Consider the following 14540-nt stretch of genomic DNA (forward strand, 5'->3'; position numbering starts at 1 on the left):
TTCAAAGGAGCAACCATGTCCATGTTCAACAAGGTCGTGAAGGAATTCCAGTGGGGCCAGCACAAGGTGCGCCTCGAAACCGGTGAAGTCGCTCGCCAGGCAAGCGGCGCCGTGATCGTCGACGTCGAAGACACCGTCGTGCTGGCAACCGTCGTCGGCGCGAAGTCGGCGAAGCCGGGCCAGGATTTCTTCCCGCTGACCGTCGACTACCTCGAGAAGACCTATTCGGCCGGCAAGATCCCGGGCGGCTTCTTCCGTCGCGAAGGCCGTCCGTCGGAGCACGAGACGCTGACGTCGCGCCTGATCGACCGTCCGCTGCGCCCGCTGTTCCCGGAAGGCTTCTACAACGAAGTCCAGGTCGTGATCCACGTGCTGTCCGTGAACCCGGAAATCCCGGCGGACATCCCCGCGCTGATCGGCGCATCGGCTGCGCTCGCCGTGTCGGGCCTGCCGTTCAACGGCCCGGTCGGTGCCGCACGCGTGGCGTACATCGATAACGCCTACGTGCTGAACCCGACGCGTGACCAGATCAAGGCATCGAGCCTCGACCTCGTCGTCGCGGGTACGGAGCGCGCCGTGCTGATGGTCGAGTCGGAAGCCGATCAGCTGTCGGAAGACGTGATGCTGGGCGCCGTGGTGTTCGGCCACGAGCAGATGCAGGTCGCGATCGACGCGATCCACGAACTGGTGCGCGAAGGCGGCAAGCCCGAGTGGGACTGGCAGCCGGCACCGAAGAACGAAGCGCTGATCGCGCGCGTGACCGAGCTGGCACAGAACGACCTGCTCGCGGCTTACCAGCTTCGCGACAAGCAAGCGCGTTCGGCGAAGCTGAAGGAAGTCTACGCAGCGACCTCGGCGAAGCTCGAGGAAGACGCGCTGGCGGCCGGTACGGTCGCAGCCGACAAGGCAACGGTCGGCAACGTGCTGTTCGACATCGAAGCCAAGATCGTCCGTTCGCAGATCCTGAACGGCGAGCCGCGCATCGACGGCCGCGACACGCGCACCGTGCGCCCGATCGAGATCCGTACCGGCGTGCTGCCGCGTACCCACGGCTCGGCGCTGTTCACGCGCGGCGAAACGCAGGCGCTGGTCGTCGCGACGCTCGGCACGAAGGGTGACGAGCAGATCATCGACGCGCTCGAAGGCGAATATCGCGAGCGCTTCATGCTCCACTACAACATGCCCCCGTTCGCGACCGGCGAAACGGGCCGCGTCGGCTCGCCGAAGCGCCGCGAAATCGGCCACGGCCGCCTCGCGAAGCGTGCACTGGTCAAGTGCCTGCCGAGCGCCGACGAATTCGGCTACTCGATCCGCGTAGTGTCGGAAATCACCGAATCGAACGGTTCGTCGTCGATGGCATCGGTGTGCGGCGGCTGCCTCGCACTGATGGACGCCGGCGTGCCGATGAAGGCGCACGTCGCGGGCATCGCGATGGGCCTGATCCTCGAAGGCAACAAGTTTGCGGTGCTGACCGACATCCTCGGCGACGAAGATCACCTCGGCGACATGGACTTCAAGGTGGCCGGCACGGAGCAAGGCGTGACGGCGCTGCAGATGGACATCAAGATCCAGGGCATCACGAAGGAAATCATGCAGGTCGCGCTCGCGCAGGCGAAGGAAGGCCGCATGCACATCCTCGGCAAGATGACGTCGGCAGTCTCGGGTGCGAACACGCAACTGTCGGAGTTCGCGCCGCGCATGATCACGATCAAGATCAACCCGGAAAAGATCCGCGACGTGATCGGCAAGGGCGGTTCGGTGATCCGCGCGCTGACGGAAGAAACGGGCACGACCATCGACATCTCCGATGACGGCGTCGTGACGATCGCGAGCACGAACAGCGACGGCATGGCCGAAGCGAAGAAGCGCATCGAGCAAATCACGGCCGAGATCGAAGTCGGCCAGGTGTACGAAGGCACGGTGCTCAAGCTGCTCGATTTCGGCGCGATCGTGAACCTGCTGCCGGGCAAGGACGGCCTGCTGCACATCTCGGAAATCGTCAACGAGCGTGTGAAGGACATCAACGACTACCTGAAGGAAGGCCAGCAAGTGAAGGTCAAGGTCATCCAGACGGACGAAAAGGGTCGCGTGCGTCTGTCGGCGAAGGCGCTGCTGAATGAAGCAGCGGCGGCGTCGCAGTCGGACACGCCGCCGCAGCAGTAAGCGGGCGGGCGGACCAACGGCCGGCAGTGCGAAAGCGTGCCGGCCGTTTTTTCTGTAGCATCGTTGTGCGGCGCAGCAGCGCCGGCCAGGCGCCCGTGCCGTGCGCGGGCGCGCCATCCGTCCGATCCTGATCCCGGAGCGACCATCACCATGAAAGCCATCGAAATCACCGAATTCGGCGCCCCCGACGTGCTGAAGCTTGCGGAGCGTCCGCGCCCCGAACCGAAGCGCGGCGAAGTGCTGATCAAGGTGGCGGCTTCCGGTGTGAACCGGCCCGACGTGTTCCAGCGCAAGGGCGCCTATGCGCCGCCGCCGGGTGCGTCGGATCTGCCGGGCCTCGAGGTCGCGGGCGAGATCGTCGGCGGCGACCTGTCCGACGCCGCGCTGAATCCGTTCGGCCTGACGCTCGGCGATCGCGTGTGTGCGCTGCTCGCGGGCGGCGGCTATGCCGAGTATGCGGTCGCACCGCTGCTGCAATGCCTGCCGGTGCCCGACGGGCTGACCGATATCGAGGCCGCGTCGCTGCCCGAAACGTTTTTCACCGTGTGGAGCAACGTGTTCGACCGTGCGCAACTCGGCGCGGGCGAGGGCGGCGAGCAGGAGACGCTGCTCGTGCAGGGCGGCTCGAGCGGCATCGGCGTGACGGCGATCCAGATCGCGCACGCGCTCGGTTTTCGCGTGTTCGCGACGGCCGGTACTGCCGACAAGTGCCGTGCGTGCGAGGCGCTCGGCGCCGAACGCGCGATCAACTACAAGACGGAGGACTTCGTCGAAGTCGTGAAGTCGCTGACGCACGATCGCGGCGTTGATGTGATCCTCGACATGGTGGCGGGCTCGTACGTGCCGCGCGAACTGTCCGCGCTTGCGGATGGCGGCCGTCTCGTGCTGATCGCGCTGCTCGGTGGCGCGAAGGCCGACGTCAACCTGGGTGAGATCCTGCGTCGCCGGCTGACGATCACGGGTTCGACGCTGCGCCCGCGTCCGGTCGAGTTCAAGGCGCAGATCGCCGCGCAACTGAAGGCGCGCGTGTGGCCGCTGCTTGCCGACGGCCGCATCAAGCCGGTGATCTATCGCGTATTGCCCGCTGCGGAGGCCGCGCAGGCGCACGCGCTGATGGAAAGCAGCGAGCACACCGGCAAGATCGTGCTCGATTGGGGTACGAACGCCTGACGGCCCGTGCGGCCGGGCTTGACATGCGCGGTTTGACCGGTTCAAGCCGCGCGCAGTAAAATCGCCGGTTTGCTTCGCCAGATCAAACCTGACGGCCGGTTTCCGGCGCGTTAATGACCAAGCGGTGACGAGACAGACACGATGTCGAAACAGAGAACTAAGCGTGTGATCGGCAACTGGAAAATGCACGGCCGGCTGGCCGGCAACCAGGCATTGCTGAACGAAGTGGTGCAGGGCGCGGGCGCGGTGGCGGCCGAAACGTCGGTCGGCGTGTGCGTGCCGTTCCCGTATCTCGCGCAGGTTCAGGCGCAGCTCGACGGCGGCCGTGTCGCCTGGGGGGCGCAGGACGTGTCGGCGCACGAGCAGGGCGCGTTCACCGGCGAAGTGGCCGCCGCGATGGTCGCGGAGTTCGGCGCACGCTATGCGATCGTCGGTCACTCGGAGCGTCGCGCGTATCACGGCGAGCGCAACGAGACGGTCGCGGCGAAGGCGCAGCGCGCGCTCGCAGCGGGGCTCACGCCTGTCGTATGCGTCGGCGAGACGCTCGACGAGCGCGAATCGGGTGCGACCGAGCAGGTGGTCGGTGCGCAGCTCGACGCCGTGCTGGCCGTGCTGACCGCCGACGAGGCCGCGCGCATCGTCGTCGCGTACGAGCCGGTCTGGGCGATCGGCACGGGCAAGAGTGCGACGTCGGCGCAGGCACAGGACGTGCACGCGTTCCTGCGTGCGCGTCTCGCGACAAAGGGCGCGGCGGACGTGTCCGTGCTGTACGGCGGCAGCGTGAAGCCGGACAACGCGGAAGAGCTGTTTGCGCAGCCGGACATCGACGGCGGCCTGATCGGCGGCGCGTCGCTGAAGGCGGAAGATTTCCTGGCGATCTGCCGGGCCGCACGCTGAGCGGTCCGCGATCGAATTGAACCATGACGGCGGCCGGTCGTTCCGGTCGCCCGATCCATTCGGGTGGGTGTGATGCTGTTATTCAAGACGCTGATTATTGTGGTGCAGGTGCTGTCTGCACTCGGTGTGATTGGTCTCGTGCTGCTGCAGCACGGCAAGGGTGCCGACATGGGCGCCGCGTTCGGCAGCGGTGCGTCGGGCAGCCTGTTCGGTGCGACGGGCTCGGCGAACTTCCTGTCGCGTACGACGGGCATTCTCGCGACGATCTTCTTCGTCGCGACGCTCGCGCTGACGTACCTCGGCTCGTACAAGTCGACACCGTCGGCGGGCGTGCTCGGCGCGGCGGCGACCGCGCCGGTTTCGGCGCCTGCGGCGTCGGTGCCGGCCGTCGCGGCATCCGCTGCCGCGGGTTCGGCTGCAAGCGCGCCGGGCCAGGATGTCCCGAAATAAAAAGTTAATTTTTTTGCGGTTGTGCGTTGAACAAATCCCGAAGTCAGGTTAGAATTTAATTCTTGAAGCGATTCGCGGGAAACAAGTAGTTACAACCCCGGTTGCATGCAGTGCCGACGTGGTGAAATTGGTAGACACGCTATCTTGAGGGGGTAGTGGCGAAAGCTGTGCGAGTTCGAGTCTCGCCGTCGGCACCAAAGTTACTCAATGCCAGCCGCTTCTAGTGGCTGGCATTTTTCATTTCTGGGGTGTGCTTGCGGTTGTCTTGCGATCGCCTGTACTCCGAAATGATTCCTTCCGCCGGAAGTGGTATTCTCCGGACGCTCAGAACCAACCGATAGAGGATTGCCTTGAACCTCGCAGCCTATTACCCCGTCTTGTTGTTCCTCCTCGTGGGCACTGGTTTAGGTATAGCGCTGGTCAGCATCGGCAAGCTCCTTGGTCCCAACAAGCCGGACGTCGAGAAGAACGCACCGTACGAGTGCGGCTTCGAAGCCTTTGAAGACGCCCGGATGAAATTCGACGTCCGGTACTACCTCGTCGCCATCCTGTTCATCATCTTCGATCTCGAAACCGCATTCCTGTTTCCGTGGGGCGTCGCGCTCCGCGATATCGGCTGGCCGGGTTTCATCGCAATGATGATTTTTCTGCTCGAATTCCTGCTGGGCTTTGCCTATATCTGGAAGAAAGGCGGCCTCGACTGGGAGTGATGGGTTAATCGCCGGTTTGCATGGGCGGCCACGCTCGGTCGCTCGTCTGGAGTGGAAAGCAAATGAGTATCGAAGGGGTCTTGAAGGAAGGGTTTGTCACCACGACGGCTGACAAGCTGATCAACTGGACGCGTACCGGCTCGCTGTGGCCGATGACGTTCGGGCTCGCGTGTTGCGCCGTCGAAATGATGCATGCGGGCGCAGCCCGTTACGATCTGGACCGGTTCGGCGTCGTGTTTCGCCCGAGCCCGCGCCAGTCGGACGTGATGATCGTCGCCGGCACGCTCTGCAACAAGATGGCACCCGCACTGCGCCGCGTGTACGACCAGATGGCCGAGCCGCGCTGGGTGATCTCGATGGGGTCGTGCGCGAACGGCGGCGGCTACTACCACTACTCGTATTCGGTGGTCCGCGGTTGCGACCGGATCGTGCCGGTCGACGTCTACGTGCCGGGCTGTCCGCCCACGGCCGAGGCGCTGGTCTACGGCGTGATCCAGCTTCAGGCGAAGATCCGTCGCACCAATACCATCGCCCGTCAATAAAGCCCCGAGCGTCCCCTCAATATGGCAAGCAAAATCGAGACCCTCAAGGCCAACCTCGAAGCCGCGCTCGGCGCGCGCGTGGTGAGCCTCACCGAAGCGATCGGTGAACTGACGCTCGTCGTGAAGGCGAGCGATTACCTCGAAGTCGCAAAGATGCTGCGCGACGATCCGAAGCTCCGTTTCGAGCAGCTGATCGACCTCTGCGGCGTCGACTACCAGACTTTCGGCGACGGCGCCTACGACGGCCCGCGCTTCGCGGCCGTGTCGCACCTGCTGTCGGTCACGAACAACTGGCGCCTGCGCCTGCGCGTATTCGCGCCGGACGACGACCTGCCGATCGTGGCGTCGCTGGTCGATATCTGGACCTCCGCGAACTGGTACGAGCGCGAAGCGTTCGACCTGTACGGCATCGTGTTCGAAGGCCACCCCGACCTGCGCCGCATCCTCACCGACTATGGCTTCATTGGCCACCCGTTCCGCAAGGACTTCCCGGTGTCGGGCTATGTCGAAATGCGTTACGACCCGGAAGAGAAGCGGGTCGTGTACCAGCCGGTGACGATCGAGCCGCGCGAAATCACGCCGCGCGTGATCCGCGAGGATCGCTATGGCGGTCTGAAACATTAAGGGGGCGTCATGGCAGAAATCAAGAACTACACGCTCAACTTCGGCCCGCAGCACCCGGCAGCGCACGGCGTGCTGCGCCTCGTGCTCGAGCTCGACGGCGAAGTCATCCAGCGTGCCGATCCGCACATCGGCCTGCTGCACCGCGCGACGGAAAAGCTCGCGGAATCCAAGACGTTCATCCAGTCCGTGCCGTACATGGACCGTCTCGACTATGTGTCGATGATGGTCAACGAGCACGGCTATGTGCTCGCGATCGAAAAGCTGCTCGGCATCGACGTGCCGGAGCGCGCGCAGTACATCCGCGTGCTGTTCGACGAGATTACGCGTGTGCTGAACCACCTGATGTGGATCGGCGCGCACGCGCTCGACGTCGGCGCGATGGCCGTGTTCCTGTACGCATTCCGCGAACGCGAAGACCTGATGGACGTGTACGAAGCGGTGTCCGGCGCCCGGATGCACGCGGCGTACTACCGTCCGGGCGGCGTCTATCGCGATCTGCCTGACGCAATGCCGCAATACAAGGCGTCGAAGATCCGCAACGAGAAGGCGCTCGCGAAGATGAACGAAGCGCGCAGCGGCTCGGTGCTCGACTTCATCGACGATTTCTTCGCGCGCTTCCCGAAGTGCGTCGACGAATACGAAACGCTGCTCACCGACAACCGGATCTGGAAGCAGCGTCTGGTCGGGATCGGCGTGGTCAGCCCGGAACGTGCGCTGCAGATGGGCCTGACGGGCCCGATGCTGCGCGGCTCGGGCATCGCCTGGGATCTGCGCAAGAAGCAGCCGTACGAAGTGTACGATCGCATGGATTTCGATGTGCCGGTCGGCGTGAACGGCGATTGCTACGACCGCTATCTGGTGCGCGTCGAAGAAATGCGCCAGTCGATCCGCATCGCGAAACAGTGTATTGAGTGGCTCCGCAAGAATCCGGGCCCGGTGATGACGGACAATCACAAGGTTGCACCGCCGTCGCGCGTCGGCATGAAGACCAACATGGAAGACTTGATTCACCACTTCAAGCTCTTCACCGAAGGTTTCCATGTGCCGGAAGGCGAAGCGTACGCGGCGGTCGAGCATCCGAAGGGTGAGTTCGGTATCTACCTCGTGTCGGATGGTGCCAACAAGCCGTATCGCCTCAAGATTCGCGCACCGGGTTTCGCGCACCTGGCGTCGCTCGACGAAATGGCGCGCGGTCACATGATCGCCGACGCCGTCACGATCATCGGTACGCAGGACATCGTGTTCGGCGAAATCGATCGCTAATGGTTAGCGCCGCCCGCGCGAGCGGGCGGCGAGCAGTAAGTCGCACGCGATGCGCGCTGAACCGGCGCAGCTTCGCAAGCTGTCAACAGAGTGAGCGCCAGGTCTGCCGTCCATGCACCCCAGTGTGCGGCAGGTTGTTCGTTCGGTAGGAATTGAAAGAGTCGTGTCTGAAAATGATCTCAGCTGAAGGCCTGAAGGAAATCGATCGCGCGTTGACGAAGTATCCCGCCGATCAGAAACAGTCCGCCGTGATGTCGGCGTTGGCCGTTGCTCAGGAAGAGCACGGCTGGCTGTCGCCCGAACTGATGCAGTTCGTTGCGGACTATCTCGGCATGCCGGCCGTTGCCGTGCAGGAAGTCGCGACGTTCTACACGATGTACGAGCTCAACCCGGTCGGCAAGCACAAGATCACGCTCTGTACGAACCTGCCGTGCCAGCTTGGCCCGCACGGTGGCGCGGAAGCGACTGCCGACTACCTGAAACAGAAGCTCGGCATCGGCTTCGGCGAGACCACGCCCGACGGCAAGTTCACGCTGAAGGAAGGCGAATGCATGGGCTCGTGCGGCGATGCGCCGGTGCTGCTGGTGAACAATCACAGAATGTGCAGCTTCATGAGCCGCGAGAAGATCGACCAGCTGCTTGAGGAGCTCTCGAAATGACGTCCCTCCACGACCGTCACATCAAACCGCTGATCCTCGCTGGTCTGAACGGCGAGAACTGGCATCTCGAAGATTACGTTGCGCGCGGCGGCTACAAGCAGCTGCGCCGCATTCTCGAAGAAAAGATTCCGCCTGAGCAGGTGATCGCCGACGTCAAGGCGTCGGGCCTGCGCGGCCGTGGCGGTGCGGGCTTCCCGACCGGCCTGAAGTGGAGCTTCATGCCGCGTCAGTTCCCGGGGCAGAAGTATCTCGTCTGCAACTCGGACGAAGGCGAGCCGGGCACGTTCAAGGATCGCGACATCCTGCGCTGGAACCCGCACGCGCTGATCGAAGGCATGGCCATCGGCGCGTACGCGATGGGCATCACCGTCGGCTACAACTACATCCACGGCGAAATCTTCGAAGTGTATCGACGCTTCGAAGCGGCGCTCGATGAAGCACGTGCCGCCGGGTTCCTCGGCGACAACATCATGGGCTCGGAATTCTCGTTCCAGCTGCACGCGCACCACGGTTACGGCGCGTACATCTGCGGCGAGGAAACGGCGCTGCTCGAGTCGCTCGAAGGCAAGAAGGGCCAGCCGCGCTTCAAGCCGCCGTTCCCGGCGAGCTTCGGCGTGTACGGCAAGCCCACCACGATCAACAACACCGAGACGTTCGCCGCGGTGCCGTTCCTGCTGTCCATCGGGCCGCAGAATTACCTCGAGATCGGCAAGCCGAACAACGGCGGCACGAAGATTTTCTCGGTGTCGGGCGACGTCGAGCGTCCGGGCAACTACGAAGTGCCGCTCGGCACGCCGTTCGCGACGCTGATGGAGCTCGCCGGCGGGATGCGCGGCGGCAAGAAGATCAAGGCCGTGATTCCTGGCGGTTCGTCGGCACCGGTGATCCCGGGCGACATCATGATGCAGACGGATCTCGACTACGATTCGATCGCGAAGGCGGGCTCGATGCTCGGTTCCGGCGCGGTGATCGTGATGGACGAGACGCGTTGCATGGTGCGCTCGCTGCTGCGCCTGTCGTACTTCTACTACGAGGAATCGTGCGGCCAGTGCACGCCGTGCCGTGAAGGCACCGGCTGGCTGTATCGCGTCGTGAACCGTATCGAGCACGGCGAAGGCCGCCAGGAAGATCTGGACCTGCTGAACTCGGTTGCCGAGAACATCATGGGCCGCACGATCTGTGCACTCGGCGATGCGGCGGCGATGCCGGTACGCGGAATGCTCAAGCACTACTGGGACGAATTCGCGTACCACGTCGAGCACAAGCACTGCATGGTCGGCGGCCACGCGCACGCGGCGGCAGCCTGAAGCGAACCCGGTTGCGGAATTTGAGCGCACGGTCGGGCGAAGGCGCGAACGGGCGGAAATAGGTTAAGGACCATTCACCATCATGGTTGAACTTGAAATAGACGGCAAGAAGGTCGAGGTGCCCGAAGGCAGCATGGTGATCCAGGCTGCGCACAAGGCGGATACGTACATTCCTCACTTCTGCTATCACAAGAAACTGTCGGTTGCAGCCAACTGCCGGATGTGTCTCGTCGAAGTCGAGAAGATGCCGAAGGCCGTGCCTGCCTGCGCGACCCCCGTGTCGGCCGGCATGATCGTCCATACGCAATCCGACAAGGCCGTGAAGGCACAGCAGTCGGTGATGGAATTCCTCCTCATCAACCACCCGCTCGACTGTCCGATCTGCGATCAGGGCGGCGAATGCCAGCTGCAGGATCTGGCGGTCGGCTACGGCAAGTCGTCGTCGCGCTACTCGGAAGAGAAGCGCGTGGTGTTCCACAAGAATGTGGGCCCGCTGATCTCGATGGAAGAAATGTCGCGCTGCATCCACTGCACGCGCTGCGTCCGCTTCGGCCAGGAAATCGCCGGCGTGATGGAGTTCGGCATGCTGGGCCGCGGCGAGCACTCGGAAATCACGACGTTCGTCGGCAAGACGGTCGATTCCGAGATGTCGGGCAACATGATCGACCTGTGCCCGGTCGGCGCGCTGACCAGCAAGCCGTTCCGCTACAGCGCCCGTACGTGGGAACTGTCGCGTCGCAAGTCGGTGAGCCCGCACGACTCCGTCGGCGCGAACCTCGTCGTGCAAGTGAAGAACAACCGCGTGATGCGCGTGCTGCCGTTCGAGAACGAAGCCATCAACGAATGCTGGATCTCGGACAAGGATCGCTTCTCGTATGAAGGCCTCAACAGCGAAGAGCGCCTGACGAAGCCGATGCTGAAGCAGGGCGGCCAGTGGATCGAGACCGACTGGCAGACCGCACTCGAATACGTCGCGAAGGGCCTGAAGGGCATCGCCGCGGATCACGGCGCAAACGCGCTGGCGATGCTCGCGAGCGCGCACAGTACCGCTGAAGAGCTGTTCCTCGTGAAGCAGCTCGCCAACGAACTGAAGACGCCGAACGTCGACTTCCGTCTGCGTCAGCAGGATTTCTCGGCGCCTGTCCAGGGCGCACCGTGGCTCGGCATGCCGATCGCCGACCTGTCGAACGTGGACGCCGCGTTCGTCGTCGGTTCGTTCCTGCGCCGCGACCATCCGCTGTTCGCCGCCCGCCTGCGTCAGGCCGCGAAGAATGGCGCGAAGCTGCACTTCCTGCACGCGACCGGCGACGACGCACTGATCCCGACCGCGCAGCGCATCGTTGCCGCGCCGTCGGCATGGCTTGACCAACTGGCCGGTATCGCTGCGGCCGTCGCGCAACTGCGCGGCGTCGCACTGCCCGACACGCTCGCGGGCGTCACGGCATCGCCGGCTGCGCAGGCTGTCGCCCAGTCGCTCGCGAACGGCGAACGCCGCGCGGTGCTGCTCGGCAACGTCGCGGTCCGCCATCCGGAATTCGCAAAGCTGCACGCGGTCGCCAAGTGGATCGCCGACAACACCGGCGCCACGTTCGGCTTCCTGACGGAAGCGGCGAACACGGTCGGCGCGCACGTCGTCGGCGCATTGCCGGGCGAAGGCGGCCTGAACGCACGCGAAGCGTTCGCGCAGCCGCGCAAGGGCTACGTGCTGCTGAACGTCGAACCTGAATTCGACACGGCCGATCCGGCGCAGGCATTGGCCGCGCTGAACCAGGCGGAAATGGTCGTCGTGATGTCGCCGTTCAAGCACGGTCTCGACTACGCCGACGTGCTGCTGCCGGTTGCGCCGTTCACGGAAACGGCCGGCACGTACGTGAATGCGGAAGGCACCGTACAGAGCTTCAACGGCGTCGTGCGCCCGCTCGGCGACGCACGTCCGGGCTGGAAGGTGCTGCGCGTGCTCGGCAGCCTGCTCGGCCTGCCGAACTTCGAATACGAGACCGCGGAAGACGTGCGTCTCGCCGCGCTCGGCGATGCTGGCGTCGCGGGTCGCCTGTCGAACCAGACGTCGGTCGCGCCGGTGCGCGTCGCGGCGAATGCCGCGAACGGCGGCTTCGAGCGTCTGGCCGACGTGCCGATCTATCACGCCGACGCGCTCGTGCGCCGCGCAGGTGCGCTGCACCTGACGGCCGCCGCGAAGGCGGCGAATGCCGCAGCCCTGCCGGCCGCGCTGTTCGACAAGCTGGGCTTGAAGGAAGGCGACGCGGTACGCGTGCGCCAGGGCGAGCGTGCGGTGCAGTTGCCGGCCGTGCGCGACGCGAATCTTGCGGAGACGGTCGTTCGCGTGTCGGCGGCGACGCCTGCCGGCGCAGCGCTCGGCAGCCTGTCCGGTGAACTGGTGGTGGAGAAGGCGTAAATGAGCTTGTTCGATACGATCAACGCGGGCGGGTCCCAGCTTCTCGGCTTCGCGTGGCCGACGGTGTGGGCAATCGTGCGCATCCTCGTCGTCTCCGTCGTCATCCTGCTGTGCGTCGCGTACCTGATTCTGTGGGAACGCAAGCTGATCGGCTGGATGCACGTGCGTCTCGGCCCGAACCGCGTCGGCCCCGGCGGCCTGCTGCAGCCGATCGCCGACGTGCTGAAGCTGCTGCTGAAGGAAGTCATTCAGCCGAGCGCCGCCAGCCGCTGGCTGTACCTGATCGCGCCGGTCATGACCGTCGTGCCGGCGTTCGCCGTGTGGGCCGTGATCCCGTTCCAGGCCGAAGCGGTCCTCGCGAACGTGAACGCGGGCCTGCTGTACGCGATGGCGATCTCGTCGATCGGCGTGTACGCGGTGATTCTCGCGGGCTGGGCATCGAACTCGAAATACGCGTTCCTCGGCGCGATGCGCGCTGCGGCACAGATGGTGTCGTACGAAATCTCGATGGGCTTCGCGCTGGTGCTGGTGCTGATGACGGCCGGCAGCCTGAACCTGTCGGAAATCGTCGGTTCGCAGCAGCACGGCTTCTTCGCGGGCCACGGCGTGAATTTCCTGTCGTGGAACTGGCTGCCGCTCCTGCCGGCGTTCGTCGTCTACTTCATCTCGGGCATCGCCGAAACGAACCGTCACCCGTTCGACGTGGTGGAAGGGGAGTCGGAGATCGTCGCGGGTCACATGATCGATTACTCGGGCATGGCGTTCGCGCTGTTCTTCCTCGCCGAGTACATCAACATGATCGTGATCTCGGCGCTGACGGCGACGCTGTTCCTCGGCGGCTGGGACGCCCCGTTCGAATTCCTGTCGTTCATTCCGGGCATCTTCTGGCTGGTGCTGAAGATCTTCGCGCTGCTGTCGGTGTTCATCTGGGTGCGCGCGACGTTCCCGCGTTTCCGTTACGACCAGATCATGCGTCTGGGCTGGAAGGTGTTCCTGCCCGTCACGGTGGTCTGGGTGGTCGTGGTCGGCTTCTGGATGATGTCGCCGCTCAACATCTGGGTGAAGTAATCGGACGAAATCATGACGGCAATCCAACACTTCTTTAAGACCTTCTTCCTGACCGAGCTGCTGCAAGGGCTCGCGCTGACCGGCCGTTACACGTTCAAGCGCAAGGTCACCGTGCAGTTCCCGGAAGAAAAGACGCCGATCTCGCCGCGTTTCCGCGGGCTGCATGCGCTGCGCCGCTATGAAAACGGCGAAGAGCGCTGCATCGCATGCAAGCTGTGCGAGGCGGTGTGCCCCGCGATGGCGATCACGATCGAATCGGAAACGCGCGCGGACAACACGCGCCGCACGACGCGCTACGACATCGACCTGACGAAGTGCATCTTCTGCGGTTTCTGCGAAGAGAGCTGCCCGGTCGATTCGATCGTCGAGACGCAGATTCTCGAGTACCACGGCGAAAAGCGCGGCGACCTGTATTTCACGAAGGAAATGCTGCTCGCGGTGGGCGATCGCTACGAGAAGGACATCGCTGCGGCGAAGGCTGCCGACGCGCCGTATCGTTGATTGTGTTTGCAGTGCCGGCCCGAAGCCAGGGCCGAGCCGCCGCGACGGGTGCGGCACGCGAGAGCGTCCCGCAAGCCGCGCCTGACTATGGCCTAACGATGAACCGGTAATCATGGAATTCACGACCGTACTGTTCTACATCTTCGCGCTGCTCCTGGTGGTATCAGGGCTGAAGGTGATCACTTCGCGCAACCCGGTGGCGTCTGCGCTTTTCCTTGTGCTGGCGTTCTTCAATGCCGCCGCGATCTGGATGCTGCTGGAAGCGGAGTTCCTCGCGATCCTGCTGGTGCTGGTGTACGTGGGCGCCGTGATGGTGCTGTTCCTGTTCGTCGTGATGATGCTGGACATCAACATCGACTACCTGCGCCGCGACTTCAAGCGCTTCGTCCCGATGGCGACCGTGGTCGGCGCGATCATCGTGATCGAAACCGCGCTGATCCTGTGGCGCGGTTACGGCGACACGCAGACGGTCCACGCGATGGCGACGGGCGAGATGGCCAACTGGTCGAACACGCGACTGATCGGCAAGGTGATCTACACCGACTACATCTTCGCGTTTGAAATCGCCGGCCTCGTGCTGCTGGTCGCGATCATTGCCGCGATCGGGCTGACCGAGCGCAAGGGCAAGGACAGCAAGCGCCAGCGCGTGTCGGATCAGGTCAAGGTGCGCCGCAACGATCGCGTGCGCCTCGTGAAGATGGAAGCGGAAAAGCCGCAGCCGGAAACGGCGCAGAGCGAAGCCGGTACGAGCACCAACGGCTAAGCGGAGGAAA

The 14540-nt window shown here is 64.2% G+C and carries 14 protein-coding genes and 1 tRNA gene; all 15 read left to right on the top strand.

Features of this window, described 5'->3' with window-relative positions:
* The first annotated feature begins 15 nt into the window (after window positions 1-15).
* Window positions 16-2163, top strand: coding sequence for a polyribonucleotide nucleotidyltransferase (pnp, locus tag B7G54_RS28350; protein ID WP_085042055.1), 2148 nt, complete (start codon window positions 16-18; stop codon window positions 2161-2163).
* Window positions 2164-2313: 150 nt separating this feature from the next.
* The gene (locus B7G54_RS28355) at window positions 2314-3333 is read left to right on the top strand and encodes an NAD(P)H-quinone oxidoreductase (RefSeq protein ID WP_085042056.1); all 1020 of its coding nucleotides are present in this window, start codon (window positions 2314-2316) and stop codon (window positions 3331-3333) included.
* Window positions 3334-3474: 141 nt separating this feature from the next.
* Window positions 3475-4230: a triose-phosphate isomerase gene (gene tpiA, locus B7G54_RS28360; RefSeq protein ID WP_085042057.1), complete on the top strand. Its 756-nt coding sequence runs from the start codon at window positions 3475-3477 to the stop codon at window positions 4228-4230.
* Window positions 4231-4302: 72 nt separating this feature from the next.
* Window positions 4303-4680 (top strand): preprotein translocase subunit SecG, encoded by a 378-nt coding sequence (gene secG / locus B7G54_RS28365; RefSeq protein WP_085042058.1) that lies wholly within the window; start codon window positions 4303-4305, stop codon window positions 4678-4680.
* A 112-nt stretch (window positions 4681-4792) separates the two neighbouring features.
* Window positions 4793-4877: transfer RNA gene (locus B7G54_RS28370), tRNA-Leu, on the top strand.
* Window positions 4878-5030: 153 nt separating this feature from the next.
* Window positions 5031-5390 (top strand): NADH-quinone oxidoreductase subunit A, encoded by a 360-nt coding sequence (locus B7G54_RS28375; protein WP_006398798.1) that lies wholly within the window; start codon window positions 5031-5033, stop codon window positions 5388-5390.
* Between the two features lie 62 nt (window positions 5391-5452).
* Complete coding sequence (locus B7G54_RS28380) at window positions 5453-5932, top strand: NuoB/complex I 20 kDa subunit family protein (protein ID WP_006398799.1); 480 nt, start codon at window positions 5453-5455, stop codon at window positions 5930-5932.
* A 21-nt stretch (window positions 5933-5953) separates the two neighbouring features.
* Entirely contained in the window at window positions 5954-6556 is a 603-nt protein-coding gene (locus B7G54_RS28385; RefSeq protein ID WP_069248468.1) for an NADH-quinone oxidoreductase subunit C, read from the top strand.
* 9 nt (window positions 6557-6565) lie between these two features.
* Window positions 6566-7819, top strand: coding sequence for an NADH-quinone oxidoreductase subunit D (locus B7G54_RS28390; protein WP_085042059.1), 1254 nt, complete (start codon window positions 6566-6568; stop codon window positions 7817-7819).
* Between the two features lie 173 nt (window positions 7820-7992).
* Window positions 7993-8478 carry an NADH-quinone oxidoreductase subunit NuoE gene (gene nuoE / locus B7G54_RS28395; protein ID WP_006756903.1) on the top strand — a complete coding sequence of 162 codons (486 nt, stop codon included), beginning with the start codon at window positions 7993-7995 and terminating at the stop codon, window positions 8476-8478.
* Window positions 8475-9785: an NADH-quinone oxidoreductase subunit NuoF gene (gene nuoF, locus B7G54_RS28400; protein ID WP_006478267.1), complete on the top strand. Its 1311-nt coding sequence runs from the start codon at window positions 8475-8477 to the stop codon at window positions 9783-9785. Before nuoE ends, nuoF begins: the two co-directional genes overlap by 4 nt.
* Window positions 9786-9867: 82 nt before the next feature.
* Window positions 9868-12198, top strand: coding sequence for an NADH-quinone oxidoreductase subunit NuoG (gene nuoG, locus B7G54_RS28405; protein WP_085042060.1), 2331 nt, complete (start codon window positions 9868-9870; stop codon window positions 12196-12198).
* The gene (nuoH, locus tag B7G54_RS28410) at window positions 12199-13266 is read left to right on the top strand and encodes an NADH-quinone oxidoreductase subunit NuoH (protein ID WP_011352696.1); all 1068 of its coding nucleotides are present in this window, start codon (window positions 12199-12201) and stop codon (window positions 13264-13266) included.
* Between the two features lie 12 nt (window positions 13267-13278).
* The gene (nuoI, locus tag B7G54_RS28415) at window positions 13279-13767 is read left to right on the top strand and encodes an NADH-quinone oxidoreductase subunit NuoI (protein ID WP_085042061.1); all 489 of its coding nucleotides are present in this window, start codon (window positions 13279-13281) and stop codon (window positions 13765-13767) included.
* Between the two features lie 112 nt (window positions 13768-13879).
* A complete protein-coding gene (locus tag B7G54_RS28420) occupies window positions 13880-14530 on the top strand; it encodes an NADH-quinone oxidoreductase subunit J (RefSeq protein WP_085042062.1) in 651 nt (216 codons plus the stop codon).
* Window positions 14531-14540: the final 10 nt, after the last annotated feature.

Source organism: Burkholderia puraquae (assembly GCF_002099195.1).
Classification (GTDB): domain Bacteria; phylum Pseudomonadota; class Gammaproteobacteria; order Burkholderiales; family Burkholderiaceae; genus Burkholderia; species Burkholderia puraquae.